Source organism: Bifidobacterium tsurumiense, from assembly GCF_000741765.1.
Taxonomy (GTDB): Bacteria; Actinomycetota; Actinomycetes; order Actinomycetales; family Bifidobacteriaceae; genus Bifidobacterium; species Bifidobacterium tsurumiense.
In genome coordinates this window covers 60306-78151 of sequence record NZ_JGZU01000003.1, presented here as the reverse complement: position 1 = coordinate 78151, position 17846 = coordinate 60306, and the positions used below count along the sequence as shown (strand labels likewise).

General features: G+C 53.9%; 14 protein-coding genes and 1 pseudogene. 13 read left to right on the top strand and 2 right to left on the bottom strand.

Annotation, left to right across the window (positions count from 1 at the left end; translation table 11 throughout):
- Positions 1–5 precede the first annotated feature (5 nt).
- Positions 6–1055, bottom strand: coding sequence for a LacI family DNA-binding transcriptional regulator (locus BITS_RS01205; RefSeq protein ID WP_026642943.1), 1050 nt, complete (start codon positions 1053–1055; stop codon positions 6–8).
- A gap of 19 nt (positions 1056–1074) precedes the next feature.
- The gene (locus BITS_RS01200) at positions 1075–1461 is read right to left on the bottom strand and encodes a thiamine-binding protein (protein ID WP_044259203.1); all 387 of its coding nucleotides are present in this window, start codon (positions 1459–1461) and stop codon (positions 1075–1077) included.
- A gap of 253 nt (positions 1462–1714) precedes the next feature.
- On the opposite strand from BITS_RS01200, the gene BITS_RS01195 reads away from it, so the two are divergent.
- The 13 genes and pseudogenes from BITS_RS01195 (at position 1715) to BITS_RS01130 (ending at position 17805) form a co-directional block, all read left to right on the top strand.
- A complete protein-coding gene (locus BITS_RS01195; RefSeq protein WP_026642946.1) occupies positions 1715–3190 on the top strand; it encodes a glycine--tRNA ligase in 1476 nt (491 codons plus the stop codon).
- 212 nt (positions 3191–3402) lie between these two features.
- Positions 3403–4659 (top strand): tRNA dihydrouridine synthase DusB, encoded by a 1257-nt coding sequence (gene dusB / locus BITS_RS01190; protein WP_081693614.1) that lies wholly within the window; start codon positions 3403–3405, stop codon positions 4657–4659.
- Positions 4660–4906: 247 nt separating this feature from the next.
- Entirely contained in the window at positions 4907–6142 is a 1236-nt protein-coding gene (ftsZ, locus tag BITS_RS01180; protein ID WP_026642949.1) for a cell division protein FtsZ, read from the top strand.
- A gap of 26 nt (positions 6143–6168) precedes the next feature.
- The gene (locus BITS_RS01175; protein ID WP_026642950.1) at positions 6169–6639 is read left to right on the top strand and encodes a cell division protein SepF; all 471 of its coding nucleotides are present in this window, start codon (positions 6169–6171) and stop codon (positions 6637–6639) included.
- An 81-nt stretch (positions 6640–6720) separates the two neighbouring features.
- A complete protein-coding gene (locus tag BITS_RS01170) occupies positions 6721–7002 on the top strand; it encodes a YggT family protein (protein ID WP_026642951.1) in 282 nt (93 codons plus the stop codon).
- 96 nt (positions 7003–7098) lie between these two features.
- Positions 7099–8439, top strand: coding sequence for a DivIVA domain-containing protein (locus tag BITS_RS01165; protein WP_026642952.1), 1341 nt, complete (start codon positions 7099–7101; stop codon positions 8437–8439).
- Between the two features lie 6 nt (positions 8440–8445).
- Positions 8446–8970 (top strand): annotated as a pseudogene (gene lspA / locus BITS_RS01160) (signal peptidase II); the annotation flags it as partial.
- Between the two features lie 149 nt (positions 8971–9119).
- A complete protein-coding gene (locus BITS_RS01155; RefSeq protein ID WP_026642953.1) occupies positions 9120–10037 on the top strand; it encodes an RluA family pseudouridine synthase in 918 nt (305 codons plus the stop codon).
- Between the two features lie 151 nt (positions 10038–10188).
- Entirely contained in the window at positions 10189–13749 is a 3561-nt protein-coding gene (dnaE, locus tag BITS_RS01150; protein ID WP_026642954.1) for a DNA polymerase III subunit alpha, read from the top strand.
- Positions 13750–13912: 163 nt separating this feature from the next.
- Positions 13913–15310: a histidinol dehydrogenase gene (gene hisD / locus BITS_RS01145; RefSeq protein ID WP_026642955.1), complete on the top strand. Its 1398-nt coding sequence runs from the start codon at positions 13913–13915 to the stop codon at positions 15308–15310.
- Complete coding sequence (locus BITS_RS01140; RefSeq protein ID WP_026642956.1) at positions 15307–16482, top strand: histidinol-phosphate transaminase; 1176 nt, start codon at positions 15307–15309, stop codon at positions 16480–16482. The genes hisD and BITS_RS01140 overlap by 4 nt, the downstream gene beginning before the upstream one ends.
- A 42-nt stretch (positions 16483–16524) precedes the next feature.
- On the top strand, positions 16525–17124 hold the full coding sequence (gene hisB / locus BITS_RS01135) for an imidazoleglycerol-phosphate dehydratase HisB (RefSeq protein WP_026642957.1): 600 nt from the start codon (positions 16525–16527) through the stop codon (positions 17122–17124).
- Positions 17125–17805, top strand: a complete 681-nt coding sequence (locus tag BITS_RS01130) for a hypothetical protein (RefSeq protein WP_034534458.1) — start codon at positions 17125–17127, stop codon at positions 17803–17805. It abuts the gene before it with no gap.
- Positions 17806–17846 lie beyond the last annotated feature (41 nt).

Sequence of the window (17846 nt, the reverse complement as noted above, 5' to 3'; positions counted from 1 at the left end):
CGCGCCTAAGCCTGTCGAGCCACGGATTCTTTGTTGATCAATGTGCAATGGATGGATGCGGGCGCGGGTGCGTCCAGAGCGGGCATTTGCGCGGTCGTTGCAGGCATGATGAATGAACTGGGTGGGCGGTCTTCGATTTCGCTCACCAATCGGCACACGGCCCAGTAACCCATCTCATAATGGGGCAATTCGACGGTGGTCAGTCGGGGATGCAGCGTCTCTGCAAAAACTCGGTGGTTGTCTACGCCAACGACACTGATATCCTGGCCGATTGTCAGGCCACAGCGAGCGGCGCACTCATAGACATACCAGGCACGCGCATCGTTAAAGCAGAAGAATCCATCCGGGCCTTCATTATCGAAAAGCTTGGAGACTGCTGACAGGGCAGGGCCATTGCCTCCTATCGCTACCGTTCTGCGTTCATCGAAACGCAATCCGGCATTCTCTAGTGCTTGGCGATAACCCTGCAAACGCCCAATCTGGGCGGGCATGTCATCATCGCAACCGATATAGGCGATTTTTGTGCAACCTGCTTCGATAAGACGTTTGGTCGCATCATATCCAATGCGGAATTCATCGGGTTGGATGCTGGGGAAACGATGCCCTTCACTGGTGGCATCGACCAAGACGACCGGATAATCGGTTATGCTCTGGGGAATCTGGGCCAATCTATTGGACATTTTGGCGTAGAGGAATCCGTCCACGCCATAGCGCTGAAGGGCTGCGATCTCATCATCCTCATTGGAAACGCCATCTGTATTGACGGTAATCATCATATATCCCAAGGTGCTGGCTGCATCTTGGGCGCCAAGAATAATTCCGCCGGCGAATGGGGTTGTGGCGATCTCCTCGCTGATGAAGCCGAGAATTTTTGTGCGGCTCGTGCGTAGGGATCGTGCCAGAGGATTGGGGGCGTATCCCAATCGCTCAGCAGTCTGCCTGACCTGTTGTGCGATATGAGGCTTCACCCGTCCTTCGTCGCGGTTATTCAAAACCAACGAAACCGTGGAGACGGATACGCCGGTTTGTCGGGCGATTTCTTTCATTGTGGCCATGATGGCGTCCTCGATACGTCTATTCAGCGGAGTCTGATCGGGTTTGATGCCCTTGTAAAATGCGATCCACGAGCTGCTGCTTTGCATGGATCTGGCCGGTAAAGCCTGGACGAATATCCAATTTCAGTGTCACTCCTGTGCGGTAGCCATCCTTAGCCAGTACCAATGCAGCATCACGAACCACACGCAGCACGTCGTCAAGATCGCCTTCGATATTGGTGAACATGGCATTGGTTTCGTTGGGCAGACCCGAATTGCGGATGACATCAACGACTTGTGCGACATATTCGCTCAGTTCGTCTCCCACACCGCTGGGAGCCACAGCCAAGGCTGCAACTGTGTTGAGATATTGATGTGATTCGTTGTGGGTTTCCTCGATTGATTCTTGTGCGGAATCGGCGGCCATTGCATAACTCCTTTACTGATGCTCTCGAATACCATTATGGCCTTGAGTGTTGATGAGCGCACAGCTTCCCGCATTGGGGAGCATCGCGGAATATGCATTGGTGGGTGCACTCACCGTCATGCTGTTGTAACGCAATGCATGAAGTTGGACTGATACAAGAGGATTTGCCTGTCAGTCGGGGACTGTCACCGTGTGCCATTAGACTTGGGCGCGCAAACGAAGTCCCCAAAACCGTCAAACCAGAAGGTGCATTGTGGCTGTATCAAAACTCGATGAAGTAGTATCCCTCGCGAAGCGTCGCGGATTTGTTTTTCCTGCCGGTGAGATTTACGGCGGCACGCGATCGGCTTGGGATTACGGCCCGCTTGGCGTGGCTTTGAAGGATAATATCAAGCGTCAATGGTGGCGTTCCATGGTGATCACCCGCGGCGATGTGGTCGGGGTGGACACTTCCATTATTCTGCCTCCTGAGGTCTGGGTTGCTTCCGGTCACGTTTCCGTCTTCAACGACCCATTGATCGAATGCCTGAACTGCCATAAGCGTCAGCGTGCCGATAAGCTCGAAGAATCGTATGCAGAGAAGCACAATGATCAGATGCCTCCGAATGGCTTGAAGGATATCGTCTGCCCTGAATGCGGCACTCGCGGCCAGTGGACGGAACCTCGCGATTTCAATATGATGCTGCGCACTCATCTGGGACCCGTTGAGGATGACAACAGCCTGCATTATCTTCGTCCTGAAACCGCTCAGGGCATTTTTGTGGACTTCAAGAATGTGATGACTTCTTCAAGGTCCAAGCCGCCATTCGGCATCGCCAATATGGGCAAGTCATTCCGCAATGAGATCACGCCGGGCAACTTCATCTTCCGTACCCGTGAGTTTGAACAAATGGAGATGGAATTCTTCGTCGAACCCGGCACGGATGAAGAGTGGCATCAGTATTGGATCGATGCCCGCACCCGTTGGTACACGGATTTGGGCGTCAAGCCTGAGAATCTGCGTCATTATGAGCATCCAAAGGAAAAGCTCTCGCATTATTCCAAGCGCACTGTGGATATCGAATACAAATTCGGTTTCCAAGGTTCGGATTGGGGAGAGCTTGAGGGCATCGCAAACCGTACCGATTTCGATCTGTCAGCACATAGCAAGCATTCCGGCGAGGATCTGAGCTATTTCAACCAGGCTACCGGTGAGAAATACGTGCCATACGTCATCGAGCCTGCTGCCGGTCTGACTCGTTCGTTGATGGCCTTCCTGGTGGATGCCTACGACGTAGACGAGGCCCCGAATACCAAGGGCGGCGTGGATAAGCGCACGGTTCTGCGTTTGGATCCGCGTCTGGCTCCGGTGAAGGCAGCCGTGCTCCCATTGAGCAAGAAGCCTGAACTGCAATCCATTGCGCATGATCTCGCTTCCGATCTGCGCCAGAACGACTGGATGATCGATTATGACGAATCCGGTGCCATCGGTCGCCGATATCGTCGTGAAGACGAAATCGGCACGCCATTGTGTATTACCGTTGATTTCGATACTGTGGACGATCATGCGGTAACGATTCGTGAGCGCGATACCATGCAGCAGGAACGAGTGGCCTTGGAGAAGGTCGCCGACTATGTTGCTGAGCGCATAGGGGAGAAGCGCGAACGTATCCCGCAAAAGCCAGTCGCTTTCGGCGGCGAAGCATGGGATGATTCCGTCAGCATCGCGCAAGCGGGCGGACTGTATTAATCACTGACGCATGTCTTCAGGCATGCACTTGTGATGGCTGTTTTGGATGATGCGGTTTGCATCGTCCAACGGTATGAACAACATGGAGCCGTAGCGATTGCGCGGCTCCGTTTGCTTTGCTCGGCGCGATTGGGCAGGGCTGCAATGCAAGAGTGCTGCGGTGACTTCCTGTGCAGCTGTGTGTAGGAACGCCATAAACGACAAGGACAACAATGATAACTGAGCAGATCTTGCCGTCTCGGGATAGGGCTGGAGAGCAGGATGACCGACGTGGCGATACATCGTATGCCGATCATCCTGTTTCCCATGTTGCCGATGCACCGCATATCGCTCCGGTTGATTTGGGCAATGTGCATGTGCAAACGCCTGTCGTACTCTCGCCAATGGCTGGAGTGACCAATTGGCCTTTCCGCGTGCTGTGCGAGGAGTATGGCCCTGACGGACTGTATGTTGCGGAAATGATTACTGCACGCGCTTTGGTTGCGCGCAATCCCAAGGCATTGCGACTTTGCCGCTTCGCGCCCTCGGAATCCATTCGATCCTTGCAGTTGTACGGAGTCAATCCTTCAATCGTGGAACAGGCGGCCAAAATCGTCGTGGACGAAGACATGGCCGACCATGTGGATTTGAATTTCGGTTGTCCGGTTCCTAAAGTGACTCGTCGCGGAGGCGGTTCGGCTCTTCCCTGGAAGACCGATATCTTCCAGGAACTGATTCATCGAGTGGTGAAGGTATGCGATGGCGCAGGAATACCGGTTACTGCAAAGATCCGTGTCGGTATCGATCATGAGCACGAGACGTTTATGGAGGCGGGGCATATTGCGCAGGAGGAGGGTTGCGCAGCTGTAACGTTGCATGCACGAACCACTTCTGAATATTATGGCGGCCATTCCGATTGGGATAGGATTACCCAGCTCGTAGATGCGCTTGATATTCCTGTTTTCGGCAATGGTGATATCTGGGGCGCCGACGATGCTTTGGCCATGGTGTCTCGAACCGGCTGCGCTGGTGTTGCCATTGGTCGCGGTTGCCAAGGACGCCCATGGCTATTTGCCGATATTGACCATGCCTTCCGTGGCGAGACAGAGCGTGTCAATCCGTCCCTTGGCGAGGTTGGACGTATTATTTTGCGGCATGCTCAGCTCTTGACGGAATTCTTTGATGGCGATGAGCGTATGGCCGTGCACGATCTGCGCAAACATGTCGCTTGGTATCTCAAGGGATATCCTGTGGGTGGCTCCACGCGCAAGGCGTTTATGGAATGCGAGAGTCTGGCTGACGTGGAGAGGGAAATCGACCGACTCGATCCCACATTGCAACTTCCGGCCCAGGTATTGAATAAGCCACGTGGCCGTGTTCGCTTTGCGAAGAAGGTACACTTGCCATACGGATGGCTTGATTCCAGAGAAACTACGCATGATATGCGTGAAGCGCTCTTTGGGGATGATCCCATGGATGCGAGCTACTAGTCCTCGTGGATTGCATGACGGAGAGGATGCAATCGACTCAAGGGATGGGCAGCATAGGGAGATCGGCCAAGTTGGAGAGTTGGGAGACTTGCATTGCTTTGCCGTTGCGGGGTTTTGCAGTGCGAAGGGTGAGAGAAGCGGAAAATCGATACGATATCGTGAAAAACTTCGATACACGCCGCGTAATTAGCGGTAATATCGTGGGCATTGCGATAGAGTTGTGCGTAAACGTGAGTGACAGGAGACAATGGTGAGCGAGATTGCCCAGACTGACAATTTCAACGACAAGACCAGCATCAAGGTTGTCGGTGTTGGTGGTGGCGGCGGCAATGCGGTGAACCGCATGATCGCCGAGGGTTTGCAGAACGTTGAATTTGTGGCAATCAACACCGATGCGAAGGATCTGCTTCGTTCCGATGCTGACGTGAAGATTTCTTTGAGTGATAACACCAGCCGAGGCCTTGGCGCAGGAGCCGATCCCGAGGCTGGAGCGAAGGCCGCACAGGATCACCAGTCCGATATCGAAGAGGCGCTGAAGGGCGCCGATATGGTATTCGTGACCTGCGGCGAGGGTGGTGGCACAGGAACCGGTGCCAGCCCGATCGTAGCCCGTGCCGCACGTCAGCAAGGTGCGCTGACCATTGCCGTGGTGACCCGTCCGTTCAGCTTTGAGGGGCCACGTCGTGGTGCATCGGCAAAATTAGGCATCGAAAATCTGCGCGATGAAGTGGATGCACTCATTGTCATCCCCAATGACCGTCTTCTTGAGCTTTCCGATCGCACGATCGGCATTATGGATGCGTTCAAAACCGCCGATACCGCACTGCTCGCAGGCGTTCAGGGCATCACCGATCTGATCACCATGAATTCTTATATTCACGTCGACTTCAACGATGTGAAGGCCATCCTCCGTGGTGCAGGCACGGCTTTGTTCGGCATCGGTTCGGCTCGTGGCGAGGATAGAGCGACGCAGGCGGCCGAGATCGCCATCAGCTCGCCTTTGCTTGAGGAAAGCATAGAAGGCGCTCACGGTGCTTTGGTCAATATTGCAGGTCCAACGGATCTTGGCCTTCAGGAGGCTGCTGGTGCAGTTCAGCTGGTCAGCGAAGCCATTCATCCTGAAGCACAGGTTATCTGGGGTCTGGCTTTGGATGATTCCTATGGCGACGAAGTGCGCGTCACGGTTATCGCGGCTGGTTTCGAAGCAAGCCAAAAGTCAGCAACCGATGAAACCAATGACCAGAAGTCAGTGGATGATTTGCTGACTTCTCGCCAGTCCGCGGATTCTTCGTCACAGTCTCAGCCTGCAGCCGCAGCCGAACCACTGGTGCAGCCCCAGCCTGCACAAACCGCTCCGGCGGTGCAACAGCCGGCTCCTTCGGTTCATCAGCCTGAACCCGTGCGTCAACCTGAAATGCCGACTCATGATGTGATTTCGGCAAACGATCCAGGCGATCTCGACATCCCGGATTTCCTCCGTTAAGCGTGAATCGTCAGTAAGGAGAAGCCATGGCAGGATTTGTGAAGAATGCGATGTCGTATTTGGGCATGACCGACGTCGTGGACGAGGACGAGGATTTCGAGACCAGCGGTGAATCCGAGTCTTCATTCGACTCTGACCGCACCGTTACGCCGATCGCACAGTCTGCGTCAACCACCACCCAGTCTGCCAATCGCGACAAGAGCCCATTCCAGGGTCGTGTGAGCCGTATCACCACGATTCATCCCAAGAGTTACGAGGATGCACAATTGGTGGGACGGGCGATTCGCGATGGCGTTCCTGTGGTACTGAACCTCACTGGCGTTTCCGAAGCGGTTGCGTATCGTATCGTCGATTTCTCCGCAGGCGTGGTATTCGGAGTTCGTGGATCAATCGAGCGAGTTACCCCAAGGGTGTTCCTGCTCAGTCCTGCGCAGGTCAATATCAAAGTGGAGGAGCCTCAGGCCAATAATCCAAGTCACGATTTGTTCTCCAACTGAAGTCTGAAGATCGAATAGTCACTTACAGTTTTCTGTCAGCATGTTCCCAGAGTATTGATATGCAACTTGATACTCTGGAACATGCTTTTGTATTTGGTGGCAAGTATTATCCCTTGGCTGATTGAAGCGTATATCACCGTATTATTCATTCGTATGATCCTGGATTGGGTGCGTATTCTGGCTCCACGGTGGACTCCGCGTGGCATCGTGTGGTCCCTTATCGACATTGTGTATCAGCTCACCGAACCGCCTCTGCGATGGCTTCGGCGCTATATTCCGCCGATTCGTATGGGCGCGATAGCCTTCGATACGAGTTTCATTGTGCTGTATTTCATACTGATTCTTGCGAGAATCCTTATATAAAGCGCCGTGTTCCGCGAAAAAACGCTGTGGACGTGCTAGCATCGGTAGGTGATATAACACAGCGAGGCATCGTACTCGAAGCGAGGTGTAGAAGTTATGGCACTGTTGACGCCAAGTGAAATCAGGGAACATACGTTCACCACCGTACGGTTCAAAGAGGGGTATGACGTCGATGAAGTCGACGATTTCTTGGATCAGGTGACCGAAACTGTTGAGGCTTTGGGGCGCCAAGCCGTGCAGAGCGGCCAGTCCACTCAGTCCCTCGGTCCCGATGTCACGGGGTTGAATAACAAGATTGCTGAGCTCACTGCACAGGTGCAGTCTTTGCAGAATGAAAACGAAGGTTTGAAGTCGGCAGCCAATGAGCAGGGCGAGCAGGCCGCTCAGGTTGCCGCTTCCAAGCTCACCGAGGCCGAGGAAAGCAATAGGGCGCTTTCCAGCCAGAATGAGCAGCTCACTTCGCAGAATGAGCAACTCAAGGGGCAAATCGATCGACTCAGCTCCCAAGTGGATCAGCTCACCGCGCAAGCAGCAGAGGCTTCTGGAAACAAGGCTTTGGGTGAGGAACTCAATGCAGTCAAGCGTGAGCGTGACGATTTCCGCGCAAATAACGAGAACCTGAGCCGTGAATTGACCACCGTGAAGCAGCAGTTGGCAATCAACCAGCAGCAGGTCAACCAGGTGCAGGAGCTTTCGCGTCAGCTCGAAGAATCCAAGCAGCGCGAAGAACAATTGCGTGCACAGGTTTCCAAGATGGAACCGAGCACCGAGACCGGCAGCCTGCAGAAGATCGCAGGTGCCGCGGCTATGGCGTCCAGTGAGCCGGAGCGTGCGACCGCAATGCTGACGCTGGCCATGCAGCTGCACGATCAGTACGTGGACAAGGGCAAGGCAAAGGCCAAGGAGATTACCGAAGCCAGCCAGGCCAAGTACGAGGACTTGGTCTCCAAGGCCAATGATTACTCAACTCGCACCCGCAATGAGGCAGACGAATACAGCAAGCAGACCCGCGACGATGCCGATGGCTATTCGGACAACACCCGTAAGGATGCCGACGCATACTCTGCAAAGACCCATCAGGATGCGGATATGTATTCCGCCCGTACTCGTCAGGATGCAGATGCCTATTCGGCCAACACCCATGATGATGCCGATGAGTACTCGAAGAACCGTCATGCTGAGATCGACCGTTATGAGGAAGAGGTGCAGCGTCGCGCAGCCGATTACGACAGCAAGACGCGCACTGCCGCCGACAACTACGCTATGCAGGTTCGCGATAACCTCGAGGCGCAGTCCAAGGTCATCGAAGGCAATATCCAGGGCCTCAAGCAGTTCGAGACCGAATACCGTGCTCGTCTGACCGAGTTCCTGGGTCAGTTGGTTTCTCAGGTATCTGATTCCAACAACTACGACAAGGTTGAGCAGGCCAATAACTAATACGGTATGAGCAAAGAAACAACTGTGTCCCGAGGGCGGTCGCACATACGTGCGGCCGTCTTCGGCTGTATTGCGACCACTGCGCTGGTTCTGGATCAGGTCAGCAAATACTGGGCTCTGAACACCCTTTCGCATGGCCGCACGATTCCCGTTCTCAAGGGACTGCTTTCGTTGACTTTGGTGCGCAACCCCGGAGCGACGCTGGGTTTGGGATCCTCTATGACCTGGCTGATTACGGTTCTGGCCATGGTCGCTTGCGTGGCGATTTTGGTGCTTGCCTATAAGACGATTTCCATGCGTTGGACTTCTGCCCTCGCATTGGCATTTGCAGGTGCCCTAGGTAATCTCATCGATCGCATTGTGTATGCCGATGGTGTGCTGAACGGCAAAGTCGTTGATTTCCTGGATTATGGCTGGTCTGTCGGCAATGTCGCTGATGTGTTTTTGATGATTGCGGGCGTCGCCATAGTCATCCTCATCATCAGTGCCGAGCCCTTCAGCAAAGCTGAATTGGAACGGCAAACTACGCAGGATGCACATGAACCCGCTGAAGATGAAAGGGCGTTCCACCTCAGCGAGGATTCCAATGGTGTGCTCTACAACGAAGACAGCATCAAGCTGGTAAAAAGCGCAGGCGAGGAGCATGACGGTTCATCGAATTCGTCACAGGCAGGGGCACGATGAGTCGTCTTTTGCCCACGCCCGATGCCTTGGTAGGCAAACGCTTCGATGTGGCACTATCCAAGATGATGGGCATTTCCAGGATGAAGGCCGCTGGTTTGGTCGAGTCGCAGCAGGCCACTGTTTTGGGGCGGGAAGTTTCCAAATCCGGCATTTTGCAAGCCGGTGACACCATTGAATTGGATATTGTCGAAGAGCGGCCAGAGCCGGAACCTCTGTCCCAGGATCTCGGCGTGGCATATGAGGATGATGACATCATCGTGGTGGATAAGCCGGTGGGCGTCGCAGCGCACTCTTCAGTCGGCTGGACCGGTCCCACAGTTTTGGGAAGTCTTTTGGCAAGAGGTGTTCATATCACTTCTTATGGCGCTCCGGGCCGGCAGGGGATCGTCAGTCGGTTGGATGTGGGCACCAGTGGTTTGATGCTCGTATGCAAATCAGAACTGGCATATAAGGAAATGCGTCGCCAATTCGCCCAACACGAAGTGGTCAAAACCTATCATGCTTTGGTGCAGGGCAATCTCAAACAGGATAAGGCCACGATCGAAGCGCCAATAGGGCGTGCCAAGGTTTCGGATTTCCGATTTTCGGTAACCCCAGCGGGCAAGGAAGCCATTACCCATTGGGATGTGCTTGAACGGTTCGGCGAGGCGACGCTGGTATCGGTGAATCTCGAAACAGGCCGCACCCACCAAATCCGCGTGCATTTTTCTTCGATTGGTCATCCTCTTGTCGGAGATCCCATGTATGGGGCCAATCCTGAATTATCTGCCGAGTTAGGGCTGGAACGCCAGTGGTTGCATGCCATGCAGCTTGAATTCAGGCATCCTCGAACCCATATATGGACCACGGTGAAATCTGAGTATCCAAAGGATCTGCGTGAGGCTTTGGAAATGATGAGAAGCCGTCACAAATAATCCCTGTCTGGTGATTGCATGCTTGAGCACGGCGCAGCGTCCATGACATGCGGCCTGAATCCGGCGTGTTGATTGCAGGCTTGCGGTGCGGGTTGCATAATCGAGTTTCTATACGAGCATAAGGTCAGATTCAACGGTTAGATTGTTAGGCATGGCAACAGGGAGCGGTTCAACAGGCAATTTTGTTCAATTGCACAATCACACACACTATTCGTTGTTGGATGGTGCTTCGAAGATACCGGATTTGGTGGCACGTGCAAAAGAACTGGAGATGCCTGCAATCGCTATAACCGATCATGGCAATATGCATGGTGCCTATGAACTGTGGAGCACCGCCGTGCAGGCCGGAATCAAACCCATAATCGGCATAGAGGCCTATGTGACGCCTGAAACGGCCCGTCAAGACAAGTCAAGGGTTCATTGGGGCACAGAAGATCAGCGATCTGACGACGTGTCCGGTGGCGGTTTGATCACCCATATGACCATGTGGGCTGAAAACGATGAAGGTCTCGTCAATCTGATGAAGGCTTCTTCCGTGGCCAATCTCGAAGGCCGCGTCATGAGGTATCCCCGTATGGATAAGGACGTATTGTCCACATATTCCAAGGGCGTTATCGCATCCTCCGGTTGTCCGTCGGGAATTATCCAAACGCGCCTGCGCCTCGGGCAGTTCGACGAGGCCCTGAGAGCTGCCGGAGAAATGCAGGATATCTTCGGCAGAGATAACTTCTATATCGAATTGATGGATCATGGCTTGGCCATCGAGCAGCGAGTCACCTCACAATTATTGGAGATTGCCAAGAAACTCGACGCACCGCTTCTGGCTACCAATGATTCCCATTATGTGCATGAGGCGGATCGCGGAGCGCAGGATGCCATGCTGTGCATCAATTCGGGCTCCCGCCTGGATGACCCGAACCGCTTTAAATTTGATGGCTCAGGCTATTACATCAAATCGGCACAGGAAATGCGCGAGCTCTTCAAGGAGTTTCCCGAGGCCTGCGACAATACCTTGGAGATAGCCGATCGTTGCAATGTCATCTTCGACGATCATGAGGATGGCGCCTTCATGCCACGCTTTGACTGCCCTGAAGGCTGGGACGAGACCTCACTTTTCCTGCGCAAGGTAGAGGAAGGCTTGGAAGAGCGATACAACGGCAATGTGCCCATCGAGGTGTTGAAACAGGCCGACTATGAGTGCGGCGTTATCTGTCAGATGCAGTTCTGCGGATACTTCCTGGTGGTGGCTGATTACATCAATTGGGCAAAGAATCACGGAGTCATGGTTGGCCCGGGCCGTGGTTCCGCGGCAGGTGCGATGGTTGCGTATGCCATGGGCATCACCGAACTCGATCCTTTGAAGCATGGTCTGATCTTCGAACGCTTCTTGAATCCTGAGCGAGTCTCGTTGCCTGATATCGATGTGGATTTCGATCCTGACGGACGAGCCAAGGTATTGGATTATGTCGGCGACAAATACGGTCGTGACAAGGTCGCGCAATGCGTGATCTATGGAACCATCAAAACCAAGCAGGCTTTGAAGGATTCCGCGCGCATTATGAGTTTCGACTACTCGACGGGCGAACGCATAACTAAGGCTCTGCCTCCTAGCAAAAACGGCAAGGACGTCAGTCTCAAGGATATTTTCGACGAATCCTCGAAGCGATACGCGGAGGCACGCGAATTCCGCGAATTGTATGACGAAGATAACGATGTCAAGCGCATAACCGAACAGGCAATGGGCATCGAAGGCCTGATTCGCCAAACAGGTGTGCATGCCTGCGCAACCATCATGGGCTCGGCTCCTATCACCGATACCTCGCCTTTGCTGGAACGCACCGACGGCACCGTCACCACCACTTTCGAGTACCACACCTGTGAAACGCTCGGCTTGGTGAAAATGGACTTCCTCGGGCTTTCCAATTTGACGGTTATTCGAGACACGTTGCGCAACGTCAAGAACAATGGCAAAGACCCCATTGATTACACGCAGATTCCGCTTGATGACAAGGAAACGTATCAACTGCTGTCAAGAGGCGACACCTTGGGTGTGTTCCAGTTGGATTCCGACGGCATGCGTTCATTGCTGCGCACTTTGAAGCCGGATAACTTCAATGATATCTCCGCTTTGATCGCGCTGTATCGTCCAGGTCCTATGGATATGGATTCGCATACCAACTATGCCAAGCGCAAAAACGGTTTACAGGAGATCATACCGATTCATCCCGAGGTCGCCGAGCCTTTGAAAGAGGTGCTTGACGAAACATACGGCCTGATTGTCTATCAGGAGCAGGTGCAGTCTGCGGCACGAATTTTGGCTGGATATTCCTTGGGCAAGGCAGATGTGCTGCGTCGAGCCATGGGTAAGAAGAAGCCGGAGGTGCTGGCCAAGGAACAGGTTCCGTTCTTCGCGGGAATGAAGGAGCATGGATATTCCGAAGAGGCTGCCCAGGCCGTTTGGGATGTGCTGGTGCCGTTCTCCGGATACGCTTTTAACAAGGCGCACTCTGCTGCATATGGATTGATTTCATACTGGACCGCGTATCTGAAAACGCATTACCCGGTCGAATTCATGGCGGCATTGCTGCAGAACGAACGCACGAATAAGGATAAAACCGCCCTGTATTTGGGTGAGGCTCGTCGTATGGGCATTCGGGTCTTGCCACCGGATGTCAATGAATCAGTTTTGGAGTATTCAGCAGTCGGAGATGTTGTCCGATTCGGACTCGGCGCCATCCGCAATGTCGGCGATAAAGCGGTGGCGGGCATTATCGAGGAACGAGAGCAGTCTCGCGGACGCTATGTCAGTTTTATGGACTTTATCCGCCGAGTGCCTTTGACAGCTTTGAACAGGAGACTGGTGGAATCCCTGATCAAGGCCGGTGCATTCGATTCCATTGATCCGAATCGCAGGGCTTTGTTCCAGATTCATGAAGCCGCAATCGAATCGGTGGTCGGCCTCAAGCGCAAGCAGGCGGAAGGCCAGTTTGATCTCTTCGCCGATGTGGACGATGGTGTCGAAGCCATGGGAGATGCCCAGGTGAATATCCCCGATATTGAAGAGTGGGATAAGAAGACCAAGCTGAATTTCGAGCGAGAAATGCTGGGTCTGTATGTTTCCGATCATCCATTGAGCGGTATGAGTGCGGTTCTTGCCGGCTTGCGTGAAATGTCGATTGCACACCTGGTTGATCGTGCCAAGACGATGGGCGATGGGCAGCAGGTAACCCTTGCCGGTCTGGTGACCAGCGTGGATCGCCGTGTTTCCAGAAAAGGCAATCCATGGGCCATCGTCACGATAGAAGATATGGAAAGCTCAATCCAATGTATGTTCTTTGGCAAGGTGTATGAAGCGGCTTCCCAGGATCTTGCCATCGACCAGGTGGTGCGCATCAGAGGCCAGGTGGAAGTGCGAGATGAGACCGTGAGCCTGCGAGCCACTGAAATGGAAGTGCCGACTCTTGAGGCAGCCGATGAGCGTCCGCTGGTCATTACACTGCCTCTGATCGCCTTGAGCTGTGATCGCATGATGCAATTGGGAAGGGTCATTAGCAGCCATCCGGGATATTGCGAAGTCAGGCTTGCTGTGCTCGATCAAAAGGGCAATGCCAAGGTCATGACCTTCGGTGACAGGTTCAGGGTGAAGCGAGATACCAGTTTGTTTGCGGAAATTAAAACCCTATTCGGCCCAAGTTGTCTGCCTGCGGCATAGCGCTGTGACCTGATGAGGGCCTGAGATTGCAGATGATTGTGCCTCCATCCGTAAAAACAACGGGTGGAGGCACTGTGTATCTGGAATGCCTCAGTCTCAGCATATGGTTGATTTGCTTGGTATCCGCAGGTTTCGTGACAGGTGGTTGTTACGATGGTGAGGTATGAGTGAGAACACCATGCGAATCATAGACCTACGTGGAAAGCGGCTTACTCGGGCAGAGATGCTTGACGCCATGCCACGTGCCGAAATGGGAACCAATGAGGCCTCCGATCTGGTGCGCCCGATTCTCGAAGATGTCAAGTCCCGCGGAGCTGCGGCTTTGCGCGATTTCGGCGAGAAATTCGATCATGTGCGCGTGGAGCATCTCAGAGTTCCTGCCGAAGCGATGCAGAAGGCTTTGGATGAGTTGGACGCAGATGTGCGCGCTTCTATTGAGGAATCCGTAAGGCGTTCTCGTGCAGTGTGCGCATCCCAGGTTCCGGAGGACTTCCACACGGATCTGGCTCCGGGCGCTCGCGTTTCTGAGCGTTGGATTCCTGTGCAACGAGTCGGCCTATATGTCCCCGGCGGCAAGGCAGTGTATCCGAGCTCGGTGATTATGAATGTTGTTCCGGCTCAGGCAGCTGGAGTCGAATCGCTGGCAGTGGCAACCCCTCCAAGCCGTGCGAATGCCGATGGCTTGCCAGACAAGACCATTCTTGCGACATGCGCAATATTGGGTGTTGACGAAGTGTATGCAGTCGGTGGTGCGCAAGCGGTGGCCATGTTTGCATATGGCGCTCGCGGCAGCGAGCCACAGGACGGCGAAATTCTGTGCGAACCGGTTGACAAGATTACCGGCCCGGGAAATATCTTCGTTGCAACCGCCAAGAGCCTGGTCTCCTCGATTGTGGGCATCGATTCGGTTGCCGGACCTACTGAAATCGCCATTATTGCCGATGCTCAGGCCAATCCTGAATGGGTTGCGGCCGATCTTATCGGTCAAGCCGAGCACGACGAGCTTGCAGGATCGGTGCTGATTACCGACAGTGAAGAGTTGGCCCGCAAGGTTCAGGAAAGCCTTGACCGCCGCGTGCCGCGCACTGAGCATGCCCAGCGTGTGCACACTTCGCTTACCGGTCGTCAATCCGGCATAATTCTTACCGATGGATTGGATCAATCCATCGATGCCGCCAATGCATATGCAGCCGAGCATTTGGAAATCCAGACTGAGGATCCTGACGCTATTGTGCCGCGCATCCACAATGCCGGAGCGATTTTCCGCGGTCCATATTCTCCAGTGCCATTGGGCGATTACATGTCCGGATCGAACCATGTGCTGCCTACCTCTGGTACCGCACGGTTCTCGGCTGGCCTCGGTGTGCACACATTCATGAAGCCCGTTGAGGTCATCGAGTATGACGAGCAGGGTCTGAAGGCTCTTGCCTCACGCATCAACACTTTTGCAGTGTCAGAGGATTTGCCGGCCCATGGCGAAAGCGTATTGTCTCGTTTCGTCAAGGATCCCTACGACAAGGCGACACTTCGCAGTCAAGAAGAGGAAGCAGGTCTGCGATGAGTGATTCCTCATCCAATGCCATTCCGCAATATCTGCCCTTGCGCAATGATTTGGCAGGGGAGGAACCATATGGTGCACCTCAGCTTGACGTGCCCGTATGCCTCAATGTCAATGAGAATCCTTATGAACCGGCCCCTGAAGTGGTGGAAGCCATAGCGCGTCGCGTGCGCGAAATAGCAACAGGCCTGAACCGCTATCCTGACCGTGAACATATCGAATTGCGCAAGGCATTTGCAGCGTATCTCGAGCGGGAAGCCGGCGTGCATTTCGAGGTTGAGCAGCTCTGGGGAGCCAATGGTTCCAATGAGATTATGCTGCAGCTCTTCCAGGCCTTCGGTGGACCCGGCCGGAGTGCACTGAGCTGTGATCCGTCATATTCCATGTATCCGGAATATGCGCGTGACACCTTTACGCAATGGCATACCATTCCTCGTGATGACGATTTCACCGTGAATGTCGAGCGAACGGCTCAGGCCATACGGGAAGTGAAGCCTTCTATGGTTGTGCTGACCAGTCCGAACAATCCCACAGGTACCCCACTGCCTTTGGAAGATATCGAAGCATTGCTCGAAGTGTGCAATGAGGTTGATGTCGAAGGTGCTTTGACTGGTGTGCATCCTGTGATGATTGTGGATGAGGCATATGCCGAATTCCGCGATCCTGGCACTCCGAGCGCTTTGAGTTTGATCGAGCGCCATCCCAATTTGGCGGTGAGCCGTACCATGAGCAAGGCCTTCGCTTTCGCTGGTGCCCGCGTTGGATATCTTGCGGCAAGCAAAGGCATAATCGATGCTGTGCGTATCGTTCGGTTGCCGTACCATCTGTCCGCGTTGACCCAGGCGGCTGCTTTGGCTGCATTCGAGCATACCGATGAGCAATTGAGCCAAGTGGATCATTTGCGGGATCTGCGTGAACACAGTGCCCGTTGGCTTGCAAAACAAACCTATAAGGGCAAGCCTTTGCAGGTGGCTCCATCGCAGTCGAATTTCATCTTATTCGGTGGCCATTTCGACAAGCGCGAACGCATATTCGATGAGCTTCTCAAGCGAGGCGTACTCATTCGCGTCGTCGGTCCACAAGGATGGCTTCGCGTATGCGTAGGCACCGATGCGGAAATGGAACAATTCCATAAGGCCTTGACCGAAGTCTTGCGTATAGTCGAAGCGGAATAATATCAGCATCCGGCATGAGAAGCTGCCGGAAGAGGGAGCGTTATGGCACGCACTGCGAGCATAGTTCGTGAAACCAGCGAATCCAGAGTTGAACTGAGTTTGAACTTGGATGGTACTGGTCAGACTCATATTGACACTTCCGTCCCCTTCTACAACCATATGATGACCGCTTTGGGCAAGCATTCTCTTATCGATTTGGATATCAAGGCGAGTGGAGACACTGATATCGATGTGCATCACACCGTCGAAGACACGGCTATCGTGTTCGGTGAAGCCTTGCGTCAGGCATTGGGAGACAAGCGCGGCATCAGACGATTTGCAGATGCCACGGTCCCATTAGATGAGGCTCTGGCAACCGCAGTGGTCGATATTTCAGGGCGGCCATATGCAGTGTGCACAGGAGAACCGGAAGGGTTTGAATTTGCCTTGATAGGAGGCCATTTCACCGGCTCGTTGGTACGGCACGTCTTGGAATCCATAGCATTCCATGCGGGTATTTGCCTGCATATGCGTGTTTTGGCAGGCCGTGATCCGCACCATATTGCAGAGGCAGAGTTCAAGGCTTTGGCGCGTGCACTTCGTGTCGCAATCGAACCTGATCCGCGTGTCCACGGCATTCCCAGCACCAAGGGAGCCCTGTAAATGAGCTCTGATAACGGTATTTCCGGAACTCAACACAATGATGATATGGATCCTGAGGAGTCGCATTTCAGTGACGAGGATCTGGAGCGTGCTCTGGCGGGATTCGAACAGGAATTTGCACAGCAAGAATCCGATGGAGACAACACATCAGCAGCCGGGGACGAGGATGCACAAGATCCGATAAGCGGTTTTGACGACGAACTCGAGGGACTGCTTGGCAATAAGGCCAAAGCCGCGGTTATGGTGACCAGACTGGCTTCGGATGAACTTTTGGCGGCATTCTGTCAGCTTTCTGATATTTCTGCGGACTGCCTCGCCTCTGAGCAAGGTGCTGTGGCGGTTTTGCACAATCTGGATGGTGACGGTCCCGAAGCTGCCATCAAGGATCTGACCACAGTGGTTTCAGGATTATCGGCTGTGCTTGTGGTGAATCGAGCAGACAAACTGGAAACGACCTTGTATGTGCAAGGTCAGTCCGGCGACTCATTGTCCCCGCCCATCGTGTTTGCCTCGGCGCCCAATTTCGTCGAGGATGTGATGCTTGGATTGGCCTCGGTTGATATGTTGAAGCAACAAGGCATTCATTCGAGCAATTCGGCGGATTTGACCAGGGATGACGCCATGGCGGTTATCGCACGACATATGAGGTTTGGCCGAGAGGGGAAAACTCCCCGCGATTAGGACTGAGCATTCCCAAGTTCGCGTGCTCGCTCATAGTCACG